Source organism: Sphaerisporangium siamense, from assembly GCF_014205275.1.
Lineage (GTDB): Bacteria > Actinomycetota > Actinomycetes > Streptosporangiales > Streptosporangiaceae > Sphaerisporangium > Sphaerisporangium siamense.
Map to the genome: position 1 here is coordinate 1,378,277 of NZ_JACHND010000001.1, position 19,029 is coordinate 1,397,305.

Genomic DNA, 19,029 nt, shown 5'->3' on the forward strand with positions numbered 1-19,029 from the left:
GTTGCGCGGGGGCGGTCAGCGGGCGTGGATGGCGCGGAGTGATTCCTTCAGGGAGCTCAGGGTGGCGAAGATGGCGGTGGGTTCGTAGCCGCAGTGGGCCATGCAGTTGGCGCAGCGCGGGTCGCGGCCGCGGCCGTAGGCGTTCCAGTCGGTGTCCTCCACCAGTTCCCGGTACGTGCGGGCGTAGCCGTCCGACATCAGGTAGCACGGGCGCTGCCAGCCGAACAGGGAGTACGACGGTATGGCCCAGGCGGTGCAGGGGAAGTCGACCTTCCCTTCGAGGAAGTCCAGGAACAGCGGCGAGTGGTTGAAGCGCCACCTGCGGCGGTTGCCGCCCGCGAACGCCTTCCTGAACAGGGCGCGGATCTCGGCCACGCCGAGGAAGTGCTCCTGGTCCGGGGCCTTCTCGTAGGCGTAGGCCGGTGAGATCATCATCTGGTCCACGGCCAGGTCGTCGTTGAGGTAGTTGAGCACGTCGATGACGGTCTGCGGTGAGTCGCCGCTGTAGAAGGTGGTGTTCGTCGTGACCCGGAAGCCGCGGCGGCGGCACTCGCGGACCGCGGCCACCGCCTCGTCGAAGACGCCCTGCTTGCACACCGACGCGTCGTGGCGCTCGCGCAGGCCGTCGATGTGGACGGTCCAGGCGAAGTACCGCGACGGCGTGAACTGGTCGATCTTCCTCGGGATCAGCACGGCGTTGGTGCACAGGTAGACGTACTTCTTGCGCTCGACGAGCCGGCGCACCATCTCCCCGATCTGGGGGTGCATGAGCGGTTCGCCGCCCGCGATGGAGACCATGGGGGCGCCGCTCTCCTCGACGGCCGCGACGGCCTGGTCGACGGGCATGCGCCGCTTCAGCACGTCGGCGGGATGCTGGATCTTGCCGCAGCCGGCGCACGCCAGGTTGCAGGCGAACAGCGGCTCCAGCTCGACCAGGAGCGGGAACTTGGCGCGCCGCCGCAGCTTCTGGCCAAGTATGTAGCCGCCCACGCGCAGGCTCTGGCGAAACGGGATCGTCATGACAGCACCTCCCCGGGAGGCGGTATCGGAATGTCGTCCTCGGCCCTGCCGGGCCGAGTCCCTGCCTGTTCCACGGCGCGCGCCCACCGGGTGAGGGCGGGGCCGACGAGGCGGAGCGCGCGGCGCGCGGTGAGGCCCGCGCGCAGGGTGGCGAGGCCGAGCAGCGGCGTCCCCGGGCCGTCCACGACGACGCGCACCGCGGCCACCGGGCGTCCCCCGGCCGCCTCGGCGAGCGGCCCGGCCTCCATGTCCACGGCGAGGGCCACGTCCCGGCCGGGTGAGGAGGCCCCGCGGGGGCCGGGTACGGGGGCGAGGGGAAGGCCGGGCACGGGGGCCGGGCGGCGGGTCGCGGCGAGGCGGCGGCGCTCGGTCTCGCGCACCACGTGGCCGATGGTCAGCAGCGGCCCGACGCGGACGCGCAGCCCGGCCCGCGTGAGTTCCCTGGCCAGCAGGGACGCGGACGCGCAGGGGTGGGCGTGCGCGCCGAACCGCACCTCGTCGGCCACCACGACGTCCCCGGGCCGCAGGGCCGCGTCGAGCGCGCCGCCGAACCCGGCCACGGCCAGCGCGTCGTACGGCGGCAGCAGGCACCCGGCGCGTGCGGCCCGGCGCGGGCCCATGCCGGTCTTGATCACGCGCGCGTCCACGCCCGATGGCGGCACGGCGGTGAGGCCGTGACGCAGGGCCCTGGCTTCGAGGGCGAGCGCGGCGCAGACCAGGAGGCGGGTCATGGGGCGCCGTCCCCCTCATGGGCAGCCAGGAAGCCGTCCTCCTCGCGGTCGGCCAGGAAGCCGTCCTCCTCGCGCGCCTCCAGGAAGCCGTCGCTCTCGCGGGCGGCCAGGTAGCTCTCCCCGCCGTGGGTGGCCAGGTCGCTCTCCCGCTCGCGGGCCGCCAGGTAGCGGCCGAGGGCGCTGATCGGGAAGACCAGCCGGTAGAGGTGGTAGTTGATGTAGAAGTCGCCGGGGAATCCGGTGCCGGTGAAGTACGGCTCGTCCCAGGTGCCGTCCGGCCGCTGGGTCTCCACGAGCCATCGCACGCCCCGGTCCACGACCTCCGAGCGTTCGCCCGCGGCGAGCAGGGCGAGCAGCGCCCAGGCGGTCTGCGACGCGGTGGAGGCCCCGCGCCCGATCCACGCCGGGTCGGCGTAGGACCGCAGGTCCTCCCCCCAGCCGCCGTCCTCGTTCTGGTGGTCGCGCAGCCAGGCGACCGCGCGCCGCACGCAGGCGCTCTCCGGGCGCACGCCGGCCGCGACCAGCGCGGGGACCACGGCGCCGATGCCGTACACGTGGTTGGCGCCCCAGCGTCCGAACCAGGAGCCGTCCGCCTCCTGCGCCTTGAGCAGCCAGACGACCGCGCGCCGCAGCAGCCGGGTCCGCCCGTACCCCTCGTGGGCGAGCGCCTCGACGACGTGCGCGGTGACGTCGGCGGACGGCGGGTCGATGACCGCGCCGAAGTCGCAGAACGGCAGCCGCGTGATGAGCGCGCGGGTGTTGTCGGCGTCGAAGGCCGCGAAGCCGCCGTCGCGGGACACCATGCCCGCCATCCACCGCACCCCGCGGTCGACGGCCTCGCGCGCGCCGGGGCGTCCGGTGCGGCGCAGGGCCAGGACGACCTCGGCGGTGTCGTCGGTGTCGGGGTAGCCGTCGTTGTCGAACTCGAACGCCCACCCGCCGGGCGGTAGGCCCGGCCGCCGCACGGCCCAGTCGCCCGGCCCCTTGACCTCCTCGCCGATCAGCCAGTCCGCGGCCTGGACGATGGCCGGGTCCTCGGCGGGGATTCCGGCGTCCAGCAGCGCGTTGACCGCGAGCGCGGTGTCCCACACCGGGGACTGGCACGCCTCCAGCCTGCGCTTCTCGCCGTCCCTGATCGTGAACCGGTCGAGCCCCTGGATGCCCTTGCGCATGACGGGGTGGTCGACGTCGTAGCCGGACAGGTTGAGGGCGATCAGCGAGTACACCCAGGGCGGCTGGATGCCTCCCCAGGAGCCGTCCGGCTCCTGCCGGGCGACGATCCACTCGGCGGCGCGCCGCAGCGCCGCCGCGCGCGTGCCCTTCAGCGGCGCCCGCTCGTACCGGCGCAGCACGTGGTCCAGCGCGGCGAAGGCCCTCTCCCAGCCCGTGCGCGCCTCACGCCGCACGGGCCGTCCGGTGCGCAGCTCGTCCAGGTCGAACGGCAACGGGCGCACGGGCCGGTGCGCGCGCACGATGGTGAGCGGGACGATGGTCTGCCGGGCCCAGCACCCCCAGTCGTACACGTTGAACGGGAACCAGGGCGGCAGGTACACCAGCTCGGGCGGCAGCGCGGGCAGGTCCTCCCACCGCCACTGGCCGAACAGGGCCAGCCAGACGCGGGTGAACACACGGGTCGCCTCGATGCCGCCCGCGCGCAGGACGTAGGCGGCGGCGGCGCGCATGTGCGGCGCCTCGGGCGGGTCGCCCGCGAGACGCAGCGCGGCGTACGCCTCGACCGTGGTGGACGGCTCGGGCGGGCCGCCGTGGAAGTTGGCCCAGGTGCCGTCGGCGCGCTGCTCGGCGCGGATCCACCGCGCCGCCCCGGCGGTGTCCTCCTCGCCGCGGATGCCGAGGAACTCCCGCAGCAGCAGGTCCTCGGCGTCCATGGTGACGTTGGTCTGCAGTTCGCCCTTCCACCACCCCTGCGGCGAGCGCAGTCCGATCAGGTGGTCGCAGGCCGCGCCGAGGGCGAGCCCGGCGCTGGAGGCGGGCAGGTCGACGTCGACGGTGGTCATCAGCGGTCCCTGCCGGTGAGGAACAGGACGATGTCCAGGAAGTCGGCGCGGACGTCGGCGGGCATGCCGGCGTCGGCGAGGTGGCGTCCGGCGGCGTCGAGCCGGTGTTTGGCCTCGGTCTCGGCCCAGTCCCTGCCGCCCGCCTCCTCGACCAGGCGCGCGGCGGTCCGCAGGTCCTCCTCGGAGAGGGGATCGGGCCGGGCGAACAGGCGGGCCAGGTGGACGGCCGCCGGGGCGCCGCCGGTGAGGGCGGCGACGACGGGCAGGCTCTTCTTGCGGGCCCGCAGGTCCGACAGCACCGGCTTGCCGGTCGCCTCGGGGCTGCCCCAGATGCCGAGCAGGTCGTCGGCGAGCTGGAAGGCCAGCCCCGCCTCCGCGCCGAACGCGGCCAGGGCCGAGACCAGCGGCGCCGGGCCCGCCACGGCGGTGGCGCCGATGGAGCAGGCGCACGCCAGCAGGTCGCCGGTCTTGCGCGCCGACATCTCCAGGCACTCGTCGAGGGACACGTCGTCGCGCCGCTCGAACGCCAGGTCCAGCCCCTGTCCCGCGATGAGGCCGCGGGTGGCGCGGCCGAGCGCGCGGGCCGCGCCCACGAAGCCCGGACCCTCCCGTTCGACCAGCACCTCCCCGGCCAGCGCGAGCAGGGCGTCGCCCGCGAGGATCGCCTCGGCCTCGCCGAACACCGTCCACGCGGCGGGGCGGTGCCTGCGGGTGCGGTCGCCGTCCATGATGTCGTCGTGGAGCAGCGAGAACGCGTGCACGAGCTCCACCGCGGCCCCGGCCACGGCCCCCTGCGCGGCGTCGCCGCCCGCGGCCCTGGCCGACAGGACGGCGAGCGCGGGGCGCAGCGCCTTGCCGCCGTGGGAGGCCGCGCGTCCGGAGGCGTCCGCCCAGCCCAAGTGGTAGGCGGCGACCCGCGCCGTGATCGGGTCGAGCCGCGCGACCGCCTCCCGCAGCACCGGCTCGACCAGCCCGCGCGCGGCCTCCACCGCCGCCGGGACCACCGGGGTCACGAGGGGACCCACTGCCGTAGATGCCGCCTGACGAGGCGGGCCGCGTCGAGTCCGCTGCGCACGGCGCCCTCCATGGTGTCGGGCCAGCCCGTGTTCGTCCACGCGCCGGCGAGGTAGAGGCCGGGCCACCGGGTGGCGGCCCGTGGGCGGAGAGATCCGCTGCCAGGGCTCTGCTGGAAGGTGGCGCGACGCTCCCGGGTGACGAAGAAGTCGACGAGCCGCGCGTCGCGCCGCGCGGGGAAGAGCTGTTCGAGGGCGGGGACGAACTCGGCCTGGAGCTTGGCGACCGGCGCGTCGATCCACCGGGCGGCGGCGGAGACCGAGACGGCGAGGTACTGGCCGCGGGTCAGCCCGGCGACGCGGGTCTTGTCGAAGATCCACTGCACCGGGGAGTCGACGACGGCGGCGAACGGCAGGTCGGTGATCCGCCGGTCGAAGACGGCGTGCACGTTGACGATGGGGCCGGCCCCGAGGCCGCTCCAGTCCTCCCGGTCGGGCGCGGCCTCGTGCGGGGTCAGCTTGGCGGCCTGCTCGTGCGGCGTGGCGACGATGACGGCGGACGCGGCGACCCTTTCCCCGCCCACGACCACTGCGGGGCCGGCCTCGACGGCCGTGACCTTGGCCGACAGGCGCACCTCGCCGCCGCGCGCGGCGATGGCGGCCATGGCGCGCGTGCCGTGCAGCTCGCCGAGGGGGACGGCGGGCACGCCGATGTCGGCCGCGCCTGCCCGGCCGAGCAGGGCCGTTCTGAACACCTTGACGGCCGGGGCCAGCGACGCCTCCTCGCTCGGGACGTTGAGCGCCGCCACCGTGAACAGGTCCCACAGCGCCTCGCGGGCGCGGGCGCGCTGGCCGTGGCCGGCGAGCCAGGCGCCGAGGGTGACCCTGTCCAGCGCCGGGTCGGCCGGGTCCAGGCGGGTCAGCGCGACGGACGCGCGGAGGGCGCGCAGCCGGTCGGCCGGTCGCAGGAGCCCGTAGGCGGCGATCGCGGGGGCCAGGTGGAACGGGCCGGGGAGCGCGGCGCGGCGCAGCCGTCCCGCGCGCCCGGACGGGGTGAGGACGCGGACGTCGAAGCGGTCCTGGAGGTGGACGTCGCCGGGGGCGGCGATGCGGGCGAGCAGTCCCCGGTAGGCGGTGCAGCAGCGCAGGAACACGTGCTGGCCGTTGTCCACGGTGAGCCCGTCGCGCGGGAAGGAGTGGGTGGCGCCGCCCAGCCGGGGACGCGCCTCGTACAGCGTCACCGGCAGCCCCGCCTCGCCGAGGGCCACGGCGGCGGCGATGCCCGCCAGGCCGCCGCCGACGATCGCGACCGGCCTCATCGGCCCGCCCCGGCGAGCGCCCGCGCCGCCACCATCGCCTTCTCCCACGCCGGCAGCGAGGACCTGCCGGCCACCGCCCGCGTGGGGTGGGCCGCGATGCGTTCGAGCAGGGTGCGGTAGATGCCGGCCATGGCCGCGGTGCAGGCGGCGCTGCGCCGGTCGAGCAGGGGCAGCAGCCGCATGCCGCGGTGGTACCACTCGCGGGCCCGGTCCGCCTCGAACCGGATCAGCGCGGCCAGGCGGTGCGGCGGGTCGGTGAACGCGCCGGAGGAGTCCAGGGCGAGCGTGCAGCCGAAGCGTTCGAGGTCCTCGGCGGGCAGGTACACGCGCCCGGCCAGCCGGTCCTCGCGGACGTCCCGCAGGATGTTGGTGATCTGCAGCGCCACGCCGAGGGCGTCGGCGAGCGGCGTGGCCGCCTCCTGGTCCTCGGCGCCGAAGACGCCGAGCGACAGCCGCCCGACGGACCCGGCGACGCACCGGCAGTAGGTGAGCAGGTCGTCGAAGCCCTCGTAGGCCGTGCCGCGCACGTCGGCGGCGCAGCCGTCGATCAGCTCCTCGAACGCCCGCAGCGGGATGGGGAAGCGGCGGGCGGCGTCCAGCAGCGCCACCAGGACCAGGTCGTCCTGGCCGGGGCGTGCCGCCAGGAGCGCGGCGCGCGCCTCGGACAGGCGGGCCAGGCGCTCGGCGGCGGGGCCGTCGGCGTCGCCGATGTCGTCGATGCGGCGGGCGAAGGCGTACACGGCGCTGAGCGCCCGGCGCTTGGGGGCGGGCAGCAGGCGGATGCCGTAGGAGAAGTTCCTGGCCTGTACGCGGACGATCCGCTCGCAGCGGCGGTACGCGAGGGCGACGCTCACCCCTCACCTCTCCTTCGCTAGTAGTCGGAGCCAGGACGCCAGCCACCGGGCACGGCGCGGGCGCACGGCGCGGCCGAGCACGTCGTGGCCGGCGCGGCGCAGCGCCGCGATCGTGGCGAGGCCGCCCGCGATGTAGCCGGCCACGGCCGGGCGCGCGGGCCCGGTGAGCGCGGCGACCAGCGGACGGCCTTCGTCCAGCAGCCGCGCGGCCCGGGACGTCTGCACGGCGAGCACCCGGCGCAGCGCCTCCGGGGTGGTGGTCCCGGCCAGGTCCGCCTCGGCGCAACCGTGGTCGTGCAGGTCCTTGGCGGGCAGGTAGACCCGGCCGCGCCGGTGGTCCTCGCCGACGTCCTGGCAGTGCTCGACGACCTGCAGCGCCGAGCACACCCGGTCCGCCAGCGCCATGCGCTCCGGCGTGGCCTGGCCGAAGACGTGCAGCACGAGGTGCCCGACCGGGTTGGCCGACAGCTCGCAGTAGCCGAGCAGTTCCTCGAAGGTGTCGTAGCGGGTGACGACCTGGTCGCGCCGGTTGGCCCGCACCAGCTTCCTGAGCGGTTCGGCCGGGATCGCGCACGCCGTCACGGTGGGCGCGAGGGCGCGGACGGCCTGAAGGCAGGGGGTCGCGCCCGCGTAGAGGCGGTCCAGGTCGGAATCGACGAGGTCGAGCAGCCACATCCGATCGCCGGGCTTTGCCTCGTCGCCCGCGTCATCGACGAAGCGTGCGAATCCGTAAACCGCGAGAAGGTGCCCGCGACACGCGCGCGGCAGTAACCGTAAGGCCACCGGAAAATTTTCACCGGTGACCCCCGATACGACGTCGAGTTTGCCGTCCTGCCGCGCTGACACCGCTACGGAATTTCCGCCCGCAGACCTCACCAAACGAGGAAAGCCCTGCTCAACGGCAGCCATTGCCTCCCGCTGCGATAAATTTACGGCCCGCAGAAATGGGGCCGCGCCGCCGGTAAAGGGGCGGCGCGGCCCGTCGTTCCCATAGGGAGCGTTGGCACGATCACGCCTTTAGGGAAACAGCGGCCCGGAGAGGAGTGACGGCAACGGTCACCGGGCGGCCGTGACGGCGTACGACGCCGTGGTCGCGCAGCGGCCCGGGGCGCAGGCCCAGGGAGCGGCAGCGGCCCACCAGCTCGGGCAGCGCGCCGAGCGCCGCCCGCCAGGATCCGGGGGCCGAGGTGTGGTCGGAGTCGTGCAGCAGCAGGGTGGCGCCGCCCCGCAGGCCGGGGGCCAGCGCGGCCAGCACCGAGGCGGGGCTCGCCGTGGCCGTCCAGTCCCGGCCCCAGGCCGTCCACAGCACCGGGCGCAGCCCGCACGCCCGCGCCGCGGCCAGCGTCTCGGCGCTGAGCACGCCGTACGGCGGCCGGTACCAGGCCGGGCGCGTGCCGGTGACCGCGCGGACCAGCGCGCACGCGTCGGCGATCTCGCGCGTGGCGCGGCCCGGCCGCATGACGAGGGCGTTGTCGTGACGCCAGCCGTGCACGGCGATCTCGTGCCCCTCGGCGACGACGCGCCGCCCCAGCTCGGGGTGGCGTTCGAGCATCTCGCCGAGCACGAAGAACGTGGCCAGGCAGCCGAGCCGCCGCAGCTCGTCGAGGAAGCGCGGCGTGGAGGCGGGGTCGGGGCCGTCGTCGAAGGTCAGCGCGACGCGCCCGGCGCCGCCGACCCCCGCGAGCCCGGGCAGCAGCCGGCGCACCACGGGCAGCCACGTGGCCGCGGGCCCGGCGTGCACGGCGACCGCCCCGCCCAGCGCCAGCAGGACCCGGACGGCCGGTCCGGTGCCGGCGCGGGCCGCCGGATCAGGCGAGGCGCACCGTGACACGGCGGGTGGTGATCCTGAGCGCGGGCATGGGGGCGGGCCATGACGGCGTCGCCGTGGAGCTGGCCGGGCGGCTCGCCGCGCGCGGGGCCGAGGTCGAGGTCATCGATGTCCTCCAGGTGCTGCCGTTCCGGCTCGGACCGCTGCTGCGCGGCTGGTACCAGTGGGCGATCAGGCGGGCTCCCTGGCTCTACGAGGTCATCTACCAGGTCTTCTTCACCGGCAAACGGGGCCCCTCGTCCTCGCCGCTCGCCGCGCTCGGCGCGGCGCGGCTGGTCCGCCTGCCGGGGCCGCGCGGCTGCGACGAGGTCGTCTCGACCTTCCACCTGGCCGCCCAGATGGCGGGGCTGCTCCGGGAGCGGGGCCTGCTGCGGGCGCGCAGCACGGTGCTGGTCACCGACTTCGCCGTGCACCGGATGTGGCTGCACCCGGGCAACGACCGGTACCTGTGCCCGGACCCGGCCGCGGCCGGGCCCATCACGGCCGCGACCGGCAGGCCCGCGTCCCCCTGCGCCCCGGTCGTACGCCCGGAGTTCCGGCCCGCGGCCACCCGTGCGGAGGGAGCTGGGGCCTTGAGCGGGACGAGGCGGAACGGGCCCGCGGGGGTGCGGAGGCGGATCGGCGCGCGGGAGGGGGATCGGCTGGTGCTGATCTCCAGTGGTTCGTGGGGGGTCGGCCGGGTGGAGCGGACGGCGCGGCTCCTGGCGCGTTCGGGCAGGTACACGCCGGTGGTCCTGTGCGCGGGCAACGACGCCCTGCGCCGGCGGCTGGCGGTGCGCGGCGCGGGCATCGCGCTCGGCTGGCGCGACGACCTGCCCGAGCTCATGGCCGCCGCGTACGCGCTCGTGGACAACGCGGCCGGGCTGACCTGCGAGGAGGCGTTCGCGGCCGGGCTGCCCGTGGTCTCGTACCTGCCGATCGCCGGGCACGGCCGCGACGGCGCGCTGGCGATGGCGCGGGCGGGGGTGAGCGCTCACGCCCGCCGCGGCGCGGACCTCCTGCGCGCCCTCGACGATCTCGGGGACCGGCGGGAGCGCGCCCTGGCGCTGTTCGGCTCACCGCCCGCGGATTCGCTGATCATGCCCCTTCCTGCGCCTGCCCTCTCGCCGCCCGCGCCTGCGCCCGGATGGGGGGCGACTGGGACAGAAGGAAGCTCCCGTAGATGATCAGGCCGATGCCGGCCGCCTCCAGGACCACCCACCCCCCGGTCCTGACGTACTCACCGAACAGCAGGGTGCCGTACAGGATGCTCGACACCGGGTCGCTGATGGTGAGCGCCGGCTGTGCGGCGACCAGCGGCCCGCTCTGCAGCGCGTTCTGCAGCAGGAACAGGCTGCACAACCCCGTGAACACCATCGCGTACAGCTCCCAGGAGCGGAAGAGGACCGCGGCGTCGGTGTCGAAGATGGTGGTGCTCTCCTTCATGAACGTGGCCGTGAACGCGAAGCCGATGCCGGCGGCGATGCCGAGCGCGACGGCCCGCCCGACGCCGGGCATGAGCCGTGCCACCATGACGAGCCCGATGACCGTGCCCACGGTGATGAAGGTGGTCGTCAGCCAGCGCGCCGAGTCCGGCGCGTGCTGACCGGGGCCGGGCGCGGCGCTGAGCAGGAACGTCACCAGGCCGACGGTCATCATCGCCACCGCCAGCCACGAGCGCGTGTCCAGCTTGATGCCGAACATCCAGGCGATGAGCAGCATGGTGAACGGCAGCTCGACCACGAGGGTCGGCTGGACCAGCGCGAGCGCGCCCATCGACAGGGCGGCGGCCTGGAAGGCGAACCCGGAGATCAGCGCGACGATGCCGAGGAGCCACACCGGGCGGCGGATCAGGTCGAGGATCAGGGCGAGCCGGAACGCCTTCTGCTCGGGCACCTCCCGCGCCGCGCGGCGCTGCAGCACGGAGGCGAGCGCGTTGCTCGCCGCCGCGAACACGGCGAGGGCCACGGCGATCATGACGGTCTCCGCCGGGCGTGGCGTGGATGCCCGGCTTCGCCGGGTTTGGCGAGGAACGGCGACCGGCCGAGGAGCAGGATGCCGGTGACCATCGCGATCAGCCCCACCACTTCGGCCGCGAGCGCGACGGCCGTCACCTGCAACCGCTCCGAGAAGACCACGATGCCGAGGACGATGCCGGTGACCGGCTCGGCGGCGGTGGTGGCCGGCAGCGAGACGCGCAGCGGAGCGGCGTCGAACGCGCTTTGGTTGAGGAACAGGCCGACCACCGCGACGCCGGGTATGGCGTACGGCTGCCAGGTGCGCAGCAGCGCGCCGAGCCCGCCGCCGAACACGGCGAGCGCGCTGTGCGTGAGCACGTCCTGCATGCCGTAGAGAACCCCCGCGGCGGCGGCGAGCAGCATGGCCTTGACCTGTAGCGACGCCCGGACCGCGAACATGACGAGCAGGGCGGACAGCGCGGCGGCGGGGATCATCGCGAGCCACCGCCAGGACAGGGGATCGGCGGGGTCGGCGACCCTGGCCTCCTGGGGCCGGCCGAAGAAGAGGAACAGGGCCACCCCGCCGCACACCAGCACCGCGCCGAGCCATTCGGCCAGGTTGAAGTGCTGCTTGTAGACCACGTGCGCGGCGATGAGCGCGAACAGCAGGTTCGTGGCCAGGAGCGGCTCCACCCACGAGACGCTGGCCCGGCCGAGCGCGACCGCGCCGAGGACCTGGCCGCAGAACATCAGGCCGATGCCCACGAGCCACAGGGGCATGCGCAGCAGGTCCAGGAGCAGCCGCGGGTGCAGCACCTCGCTCAGCGGCTCGTTGTAGGCGGCGTGCTGCTGCGCGACGAAGCCGAGGCCCAGCAGGCAGGCCGCGGCCAGGGAAAGCCAGACGGTCACGTAAGCCCCCTCCGATACACGCCCCTATCGGTATCCGCCCAGGTCAGCGTATGCGATGGACCCCGCGTGACCTTGTTGGCCGGGCCGGTCGCCACGGACGAGGGTGTCGCGGGCGGCCCGCGCCGGCCGGCGGACCTTCCCGTTGAGGCGACCGTGCCGTAATTGGGCCGGCGGAAGGCCCGCTTCCGGAGGTTCTTGACCGGTATCGGTAGACATTCCTCACGTACATACCGGACATTTCCCGAGATCGATATCAGGAACGCGCAGGACATACCGGGAATCGTCCAGACGGCCTTGATCCACTCCCCGCGCCACACGGCCTTATTCCCAGATCACCGGCGTTGACATGTCGCTCGACAGGCTGATAGGAAGTGTTCGTCATATCGGGCTTGAATAACAGGGAAAGCTCGTGACCACCAAGGCGTTACGGCGACGGCCCTATCTTCCCGGCCTCTCCCTCGGAGATTATCTCGATTTCATCGAGGACCGCTTTCCCGCCTTCGCCCGCGTGCTCTGGTTCGACAGGACGGGCGGCGCCGACGCGCTCGAATCCCTGCCGCGGCCGGCTCGCGGCGGGCCCACGAACGGCGCGAACCCCAGGGGAGACCTCGGACGCCACGCCCAGCGCGACCCGATGGCCAGGGCCCACGGAATGCGCGCGCTCTTCACCCTCGCCGCGGGCGTCACCTCCCCCGAGCGCGTCCCGCGCGGCTGGAACGTCCTCGACCCGCTAGGCGGGGACGGCGTGCTCGCCCAGGTCTTCGCGACCATGGCCCCCCAGGCCGGGCACGCCGTCATCACCAGCGACGTGGCGGGCGAGATGGTGATCGAGGCGCTGCGCGCGGGCCTTCCCGCCGTGCGCCAGCGGGCGCGGTTCCTGTTCATGCGAGACGAGGCCGTCGACGCGGTGCTCCTGGCGTACGGCACGCACCGGATCCCCGAGGCGGACCGGCTGCCCGTCTGCCGGGAGGCGGCCCGCGTCCTGCGCCCCGGAGGCAGGCTGGTCATCCACGATTTCGAGGACGCCTCCCCTGCCGCGCCGCGGCCCTCCGGGGGCGCGCGCCGCCCGGTCGCGGTGGGCCACCCCCATCCGCGTCTCACCGCCGCCGACATGGAGCGGTGCCTCGCGCTCAGCGGCCTCGACGCGATCAGGGTGCACCGCGTCCACGACCCGCTCGTCCTGCGCAGGAGCTCGGCCGCCGAGGCCCGCGCCCTGCTCTCCGGCCACCTTCTCGACATGGAGGGGCCGGCCGTCTTCCGCGACGGCCCGGACTGGGTGGCGGAGATTCCCCGGGTGGCGCTGGTGGCCGTCGGCGAGAAACGACCGGAGCGAGAAGCGCCCGTCCTCCGCCGTTCCCGCTAGGCGGGCTCGCCGTCGTCCTGCGAAAGGGAGCTGATCTCACAGGGAATCGCCGCGCGGATCGCCTCGGCGACGTTGGGACCGTCGATCACGGACACGGACGGCGATGTCTGCTCTTCGAGGGGCGGCTCCAGGACCATGAGGGTGTAGCCGAATTCGAGAAGTATTTCGGCTATCGTGCGGTGCATCGAAACGACGACATGGCGTTCCAGCGCGTCAATTGACTGGCTTCCGTTCTGAATACGGCTCGTCATCGCGCCGAGCGCCGTTTTCGCGCACTCGTTCATGCGCCAGATCACCCGGACCGCGTCGTGGTCGAGGTGGGCGTCGAATCCACTGGAACATCCAGTGGTATAACGCGGAAGTCCGACCAGTCGTAAAATGAGGTAGACGTCCTCCGCCAACGCCTGCCCCATCGGTGACAGATCGCTCATGGACGAAACGCTAAGTGCTGCGTCCGCCGATTACCAGACTCGTGTTGCCGAGAATCAGTTGATGATGTCAACATACTTGGTCAACCCATGACATCTTCACGATCCGCCCGTGAAGCATGACAGGCCGCCTCGGCCTCACACCGTACCGCGCCCCAGGCCGGCGGGGCGCGGTGGTTTCTCGGAGTTTCTCCGTCCCCGGCGCGGAACCGTACAATGCGCGGCGTGACGAGGGCCGGACGACGTGAGGGCACGCGGGCGCGTCTGGCGGCGGCCGGCGCCGTGGCGGCGACGGTCGCGGCGGGGCTGGCGGTCCGGGCCCTCGGCATGGGAGATGTCGCCAAGTACGCCGGGGACGCCCTCTACACGGTGATGATCTACGGGCTGGTCGTCCTCGTGGCGCCGCGGGCGAGACCGGTGACCGCGAGCGCCGTGGCGCTGGCCGTGAGCTGGGCCATCGAGTTCGCGCAGGTCACCGGCATTCCGGCGGAGCTGTCCCGGCACAGCGCGCTGGCGCGGCTGGTGCTGGGTTCGACCTTCAACGCGCCCGACCTGTTCTGGTACGCGGCCGGGGCGGCCGTCGCGTTCCTGGTTCATCTGGCCGCACGGGCGCGCCGCCGCGCGTGACCTGGAGGTGCCGCCGCATGCGAAAGGCCCCGGTCTGCGGAAACCGGGGCCCGCGAATCGAACGCTGCGAAAGTCCTGCTCGTCAGGAGACCCCCGGAGACGCAGGAGATCTCCGGTGGTGCGGCACGGCCACCGTGTGATCCTCGGGGGTGTCCACACAACACTGCCGATCACGCGGTGGCCGTGCTCTGACCAGTGAGATCAGGGATTCTCACTGGGGCTTGAGGTCAGCCCACGCGCTGCCACAGGGACGGCACGTTCGGCGGCTCCCAGCCCGGCAGGGCGGTGTGCGACTGGAGGCACCGGTAGGTGGAACCGCTGTACAGGACCGTGTCGCCGGCGTTGTAGTTCTTCCACGCCGCCCAGGTGGTGGTCCCGGTGGACGGGCTGGGGGAGGGCGTGTTCGACCTGGTCGGCGTGGGGGTCGGTGTCCGGCTCGGGGTCGGGCCCGCGACGTTGAGCACGAAGTCGTACGACCCCTGCTTGGGGTTGCTGCCGCTGACGGTCATCAGCAGGCGGGGGTCGTAGATGGTGTCGGTGCTGTTGCGCGGCTCGCCCGGGAAGTAGAGCTGCGTGGTCAGGATCGGCCGGTTGGGCGCCTGCAGCTTGACGTGGAGGTGCCGCGTACGGCCCGGGTAGAGGCCCGGCACGATCGTGGTCAGCTTGTAGGCCCCGTTGGCGTCGGTGTAGAAGTGACCGCGCTGGTTGTACGTGACGTTGTCATAGTTGCCGTTGGTGTCCGCCTGCCACCAGTCCAGCAGCACGTTGGCGAGCGGCTGGCAGTTGATTCCGAAGACGAAGCCGCTGACCACCAAGGGGGTGCCGCTACCCGGGATCGTGCTGCGCTGCGGCGAGCCCGGCTTGAAGTACGGGCCCTCGGTCTGGGCGATGGTGGGGGCGTCGCCCGGGTCGCAGTTGTACGGCGTGGGGCTCAGGGTGGTGCCACCGGCCGCCACGACGTCACGGGCGAGAGAGGCGTGCGCGACCTTGCCCGCGATGAGCGGGACGGGGGCGCCGATGAGCGCCGCCTTCAACAAGGTCTTGCGGGTGATCCCGCGCGGCTTTTCCTCTTCCATGGGGGGTCCCTCCTTGTAGGTGCTGGTACCAAATTGACAGCGAGTGTTACCGCGGAGAACCCCCCATGTTTGCATAAGACCGTCGTATACCATCTTGGATATTTTGCTGGATGTGACGGTGATGCAGCAGCTAAGAGTGGGTTTCGCGGGGTCGGGGGGTTCGGGCGAGGCCACGGGCTTCCACCGGGCAGCCGTGCGCCCGGCCGCTCGGCGGCCGGGCGTGGGATTCGCTGTCAGTGGAGGAGTCAAGGCGGCGGCCCCCCCGCGAGGTACGCCGCCCTGACTCCTCCCCGGGCGGACACGGCTCCGCCCGGTTCGGCGACGCCGCCCCGCTCCTGCGGAGTTGGAGCCGGGGCGACGTCATGTGGTCAGGGTGTCCGCGAGCGGGCGGCCGAGCGAGGAGGCCGCCCGCCCTCGGAGATCAGACGCGCTGCCAGAGAGCCGGGACGTTCGGCGGCTCCCAGCCGGGCAGCGCGGTGTGCGACTGCAGGCAACGGTAGGAGACGCCCTGGTAGGTCACCGTCTGGCCGGCGGTGTAGGCGGTCCACTCCTTCCAGGTGGTCTCACCCGGTCCATCGCCGCCGACGGTGAGGTTGAAGCTCGCCGTCCGGTCGACGTTGGCGCCGTCCGCGTTGATGGTGATCGGGTAGGTGTCCGCCTCGGTGGCCGAGGTGGTGCTGATCGTCACCGTGGAGGTCCCACCGGCCGTGATCGACTGCGGCGAGAAGCTGACCGACACGCCGGCCGGGAGCTTGGCGGCCGACAGGGTGATCGACTGGGCGGAGCCCTGGGTGACCTGGGTCCTCAGCGTCGTGGTCGTCGACTGGCCGGCGTTGACGTTCGCCGAGGACGGGTCGAGCGTGACGCTGTAGTCGTTGTCACCGGGGTTCACGGTGCCGACCGTCAGGCTGAAGGTCGCCGTCTTGTCGATGTCCGCGCCGTCGGCGGTCACCGTGATCTGGTAGGTGCCGGACGGGGTGCCGGAGGAGGTCGCCAGCCGCAGCGACGAGGTCTGCCCGGACTGGATGGTCGCCGGGGTGAACGTCGCGGTCACGCCGGTGGGCAGGTTGCTCGCCCGCAGGGTGACCGACTGGGCGTTGCCCGAGGTGACCGTCGTGCTGAGGTTGGTCGTGACCGCCTGGCCGGCCTCGGTGGTGGCCGAGGTCGGGTTCAGCGAGAAGCTGAAGTCGTTGTTCGGCGTGGTGATCGTGCAGGTCGGCTCACCGGACTGGGCGGGAACCTGGACGGCGGTCCACGCGGCCTTGGCCGCGTTGAACTCGGTGCAGCTGTTGGGGAACAGCTGCTTGGCGGCCGTCAGCGAGTGCAGGCGGAACCTGGCGTAGGTCCGCGCGCCGCTCTTGAGGTTCATGCCGCTCATGAAGATCTGGCCGGCCTTCTGGATGCCGATGCCGGTCAGCGAGGACGGGCCGGTGCAGACCGGGCTGTTCGGCTTGCCGCCACCGGGGTTGGTGCCCTCGGCGAGCAGGTAGAACCAGTGGTTCTGCGGACCGGCGGCCCTGTGGACCTCGGTGTTCGGGATCGCGCTGGTCCAGCAGTTGGGGTCGCCGTTGGTCGACGGCTGGTACATGTACCGGATCGGGCCGCTGCCGACCAGGTTGACCTCTTCGCCGACCTGGTAGTCCCCGGGGTCGTTCGGGTTGTTGGCGTAGTACTCGGTCAGCGCGCCGAAGATGTCACCGGTCGACTCGCCGAGACCGCCGCCCTCGCCACCGCTGCCCGTGCTGCCCGTGTACTGGTCGATCGCGTGGCCGTACTCGTGGGCGACGACGTCCATCGGCGTGGCCTGGCGCTGGTTGTCCTGGCTGTGGCCGAAGTTGGTGTAGCTGCCGTTCCAGAACGCGTTGACGTCGTTCAGGCCCACGCGGGCGGGCGGGGCGCCGCCGCTGCCGTTGATGCCGTTACGGCCCAGCCACTCCTTGAGCATGTCCGACTCTTTTTGCGCGGCGTACAGCGCGTCCACGCAGGCGGTCTCGAGGTTGGTGCCCGAGCCGGTGCCCCAGGAGTCGGTGCTCTTCGTGTAGGCCGTACCGCCCTGGCCGCCACACCGCAGGCCCGGACGGGTGGTGTCCGTCATCGAGTACGAGCCGGCGGAGCCGCTCGTCTGGATGGTGACCTGGCCGTTGTAGTAGCCGTTGCCGGAGCCGTGCTTGACCTCGTCGTAGGAGTCGACGACCTTGCCCGTGGCGGCGTCGACGAAGACGTGCAGGACGCTCGGGGCGTTGTCCTTCTTGACGCCGGTGACGACGGTCTCCCACGTCAGGGCGGGCTTGGCCAGAAGGGCGTGGACGACGAGCTTCGGCGTGCCGACGGACTCGACCTTGGCCAGCTGCGCGCGCGACGTGGCGGCGGCCTTGGCGGCGGTCAGCTTGGGCACGTTGGCGACCTGCAGCTCGGACTCGATGCCGTTGCTGACCGCCTGCACCGCCTGCCCGCTGGCGTCCGTGGAGATGACGACCTCGCCACCGTGCACTGGGATGCCCGCGTAGGTGCGGTTGTACGTCAGGTACTGAATGCCGCGCAGCCCGGAGATGGACTTGGACAGCGCGAACTTGTCCTGCGGCGTCGCGTGCAGCTGCGCCGAGTACGTCGTGAGCGCGCTCGCCGCGCTGGCGAGTGCGCGCGCCTGGGGGCTCGGTGAAGCCGGGGCGCTGGCCGCGGAAGCCGACGTTGTGGTCACTCCCGCGAGTGCTGACGAGGCCAGGGCCGCTGCAGCCAGTACAGCTAGCGAGGCCGACCTCTTAAGTGGGGATTTCACTCCTTGTGACTCCTGTCCCTTGGGGGGTTGAGGGGAGGAGCCCGGCCGGGGCTGAAGCACACCGTGACATTCACGATGCGAGGGGGGTAACCCCACAGCTTCCTATACGATCGCGCTATAGGGGTCCTGGGCCTGGGGCTGAGGAAGGGGTCCGTGTCGCTTGAGCCAGTCCTGATACACGGGTGCCTTCTCGGCGTCCGCCCAGTACGCGCGCCGTACCGCCGTCACGAGCTCGGAGATCTGCGGGTCCACGGGCCCGGCTTCCGTCCACCCGATCAGGTGGCGGAAGCTGAGCGGTGTACCCGCCAGAGGCCGGATGGCGATGCCGGGGTAGCCTCTGCTGGTCGCCTGGAACATCCCGACGCACCGCGATGCGGCGATCAGGTCCACCGCGACGCTGAGGGTGGCCTCGCAGCCGATCTTCGGGACGAATCCCGCCTTGGCGCAGGCGTCGGAGAAATGCTCCCGATGCCCGACCTCGATCATGACCGGCAGCGACCAGTCCTCGTCGGCCAGGTCGGCCAGCTCGATCTCCTGGTGCGCGGCCAGCGGATGGTTCTCGGCCACGGCGACGAAGATCGGCTCCCACGCGACCGGGGCGTATCCGACGCCGGCGGGCGGTGTGAGGGGGAGGCCGGGGTAGTCGGCGAGGGTCGCCAGTTCGAGCCGCTGCGAACGCAGGAGGCTCGGCAGCACGTCCATCGCCTCCTCCGTCCGCATGCTCACCTCGGCGTCGGGAAGAAGCTCCCGGAGGGTGCCGATGATGTGCAGGGCGAGGTGACTGGACATGCACCCCACCCGCACGACACTCCGGCCGGCGAACCTCATTCCGTCGCGCCGCAGTTCCTCGAACGCGGGCAGCAGCGAGCGAGATCGGGCCAGCACCCACTCGCCGAGTGGCGTGGCCGTCGCTCCCTCGCGCCCGCGCTCGAACAGCGGGCTGCCGAACATCGACTCGATGCGCCGAAGCTGAGCCGCCAGGGACGGCTGGGAGGTCTTCAGCGCGGCAGCGGCCTTGGAGATGCTCCCGTGGTCCGCGATGGCGCAGACCGCACGCAGATGACGCACTTCTAGATCCACGACATGAGCTTAATAAGTAAAGAAACTTTAGAGTAGACCCAATAATGGCTCGT

17 protein-coding genes are annotated in these 19,029 nt (G+C 72.8%); 3 read left to right on the top strand and 14 right to left on the bottom strand.

What is annotated here, in order from left to right:
• Positions 1-15: 15 nt before the first annotated feature.
• The 8 genes from hpnH to BJ982_RS06380 all read right to left on the bottom strand — a co-directional run bounded on the left by hpnH (position 16) and on the right by BJ982_RS06380 (position 8,783).
• Positions 16-1,020, bottom strand: a complete 1,005-nt coding sequence (hpnH, locus tag BJ982_RS06350) for an adenosyl-hopene transferase HpnH (RefSeq protein WP_184877484.1) — start codon at positions 1,018-1,020, stop codon at positions 16-18.
• Positions 1,017-1,751, bottom strand: a complete 735-nt coding sequence (locus BJ982_RS06355) for a phosphorylase family protein (protein ID WP_184877486.1) — start codon at positions 1,749-1,751, stop codon at positions 1,017-1,019. Before BJ982_RS06355 ends, hpnH begins: the two co-directional genes overlap by 4 nt.
• Positions 1,748-3,766 (bottom strand): squalene--hopene cyclase, encoded by a 2,019-nt coding sequence (shc, locus tag BJ982_RS06360; RefSeq protein ID WP_184877488.1) that lies wholly within the window; start codon positions 3,764-3,766, stop codon positions 1,748-1,750. Before shc ends, BJ982_RS06355 begins: the two co-directional genes overlap by 4 nt.
• Positions 3,766-4,779: a polyprenyl synthetase family protein gene (locus tag BJ982_RS06365; protein WP_184877490.1), complete on the bottom strand. Its 1,014-nt coding sequence runs from the start codon at positions 4,777-4,779 to the stop codon at positions 3,766-3,768. The genes shc and BJ982_RS06365 overlap by 1 nt, the downstream gene beginning before the upstream one ends.
• Entirely contained in the window at positions 4,776-6,098 is a 1,323-nt protein-coding gene (hpnE, locus tag BJ982_RS06370; RefSeq protein ID WP_184877492.1) for a hydroxysqualene dehydroxylase HpnE, read from the bottom strand. The genes BJ982_RS06365 and hpnE overlap by 4 nt, the downstream gene beginning before the upstream one ends.
• Positions 6,095-6,952 (bottom strand): presqualene diphosphate synthase HpnD, encoded by an 858-nt coding sequence (gene hpnD, locus BJ982_RS38435; protein ID WP_203959364.1) that lies wholly within the window; start codon positions 6,950-6,952, stop codon positions 6,095-6,097. Before hpnD ends, hpnE begins: the two co-directional genes overlap by 4 nt.
• A 3-nt stretch (positions 6,953-6,955) precedes the next feature.
• Positions 6,956-7,861, bottom strand: coding sequence for a squalene synthase HpnC (hpnC, locus tag BJ982_RS38440; protein ID WP_203959365.1), 906 nt, complete (start codon positions 7,859-7,861; stop codon positions 6,956-6,958).
• 100 nt (positions 7,862-7,961) lie between these two features.
• Positions 7,962-8,783: a polysaccharide deacetylase family protein gene (locus tag BJ982_RS06380; protein WP_239123445.1), complete on the bottom strand. Its 822-nt coding sequence runs from the start codon at positions 8,781-8,783 to the stop codon at positions 7,962-7,964.
• Here BJ982_RS06380 and BJ982_RS06385 point away from each other — a divergent pair.
• Entirely contained in the window at positions 8,777-9,946 is a 1,170-nt protein-coding gene (locus tag BJ982_RS06385; RefSeq protein WP_239123446.1) for an MGDG synthase family glycosyltransferase, read from the top strand. The two genes, BJ982_RS06380 and BJ982_RS06385, sit on opposite strands and share 7 nt — an antisense overlap.
• Here the strand turns inward: BJ982_RS06385 and BJ982_RS06390 are convergent.
• Positions 9,858-10,736 (bottom strand): DMT family transporter, encoded by an 879-nt coding sequence (locus BJ982_RS06390; protein ID WP_184877494.1) that lies wholly within the window; start codon positions 10,734-10,736, stop codon positions 9,858-9,860. The genes BJ982_RS06385 and BJ982_RS06390 overlap by 89 nt on opposite strands.
• Positions 10,733-11,626 (bottom strand): DMT family transporter, encoded by an 894-nt coding sequence (locus tag BJ982_RS06395; RefSeq protein ID WP_184877496.1) that lies wholly within the window; start codon positions 11,624-11,626, stop codon positions 10,733-10,735. Before BJ982_RS06395 ends, BJ982_RS06390 begins: the two co-directional genes overlap by 4 nt.
• A 409-nt stretch (positions 11,627-12,035) precedes the next feature.
• Here BJ982_RS06395 and BJ982_RS06400 point away from each other — a divergent pair, with 409 nt between their 5' ends.
• A complete protein-coding gene (locus tag BJ982_RS06400; protein ID WP_184877498.1) occupies positions 12,036-12,989 on the top strand; it encodes a methyltransferase domain-containing protein in 954 nt (317 codons plus the stop codon).
• Here the strand turns inward: BJ982_RS06400 and BJ982_RS06405 are convergent.
• A complete protein-coding gene (locus BJ982_RS06405; RefSeq protein ID WP_184877500.1) occupies positions 12,986-13,420 on the bottom strand; it encodes a hypothetical protein in 435 nt (144 codons plus the stop codon). The genes BJ982_RS06400 and BJ982_RS06405 overlap by 4 nt on opposite strands.
• Before the next feature lie 222 nt (positions 13,421-13,642).
• Here BJ982_RS06405 and BJ982_RS06410 point away from each other — a divergent pair, with 222 nt between their 5' ends.
• Entirely contained in the window at positions 13,643-14,044 is a 402-nt protein-coding gene (locus BJ982_RS06410; RefSeq protein WP_203959366.1) for a ribosomal maturation YjgA family protein, read from the top strand.
• 227 nt (positions 14,045-14,271) lie between these two features.
• On the opposite strand, the gene BJ982_RS06415 is transcribed toward BJ982_RS06410, so the two are convergent.
• The 3 genes from BJ982_RS06415 to BJ982_RS06425 all read right to left on the bottom strand — a co-directional run bounded on the left by BJ982_RS06415 (position 14,272) and on the right by BJ982_RS06425 (position 18,964).
• Positions 14,272-15,120 carry a dioxygenase family protein gene (locus tag BJ982_RS06415; RefSeq protein WP_184877504.1) on the bottom strand — a complete coding sequence of 283 codons (849 nt, stop codon included), beginning with the start codon at positions 15,118-15,120 and terminating at the stop codon, positions 14,272-14,274.
• Positions 15,121-15,541: 421 nt separating this feature from the next.
• Entirely contained in the window at positions 15,542-17,818 is a 2,277-nt protein-coding gene (locus tag BJ982_RS06420; protein ID WP_239123452.1) for a M4 family metallopeptidase, read from the bottom strand.
• A gap of 180 nt (positions 17,819-17,998) precedes the next feature.
• The gene (locus BJ982_RS06425; protein WP_184877508.1) at positions 17,999-18,964 is read right to left on the bottom strand and encodes a LysR family transcriptional regulator; all 966 of its coding nucleotides are present in this window, start codon (positions 18,962-18,964) and stop codon (positions 17,999-18,001) included.
• Positions 18,965-19,029 lie beyond the last annotated feature (65 nt).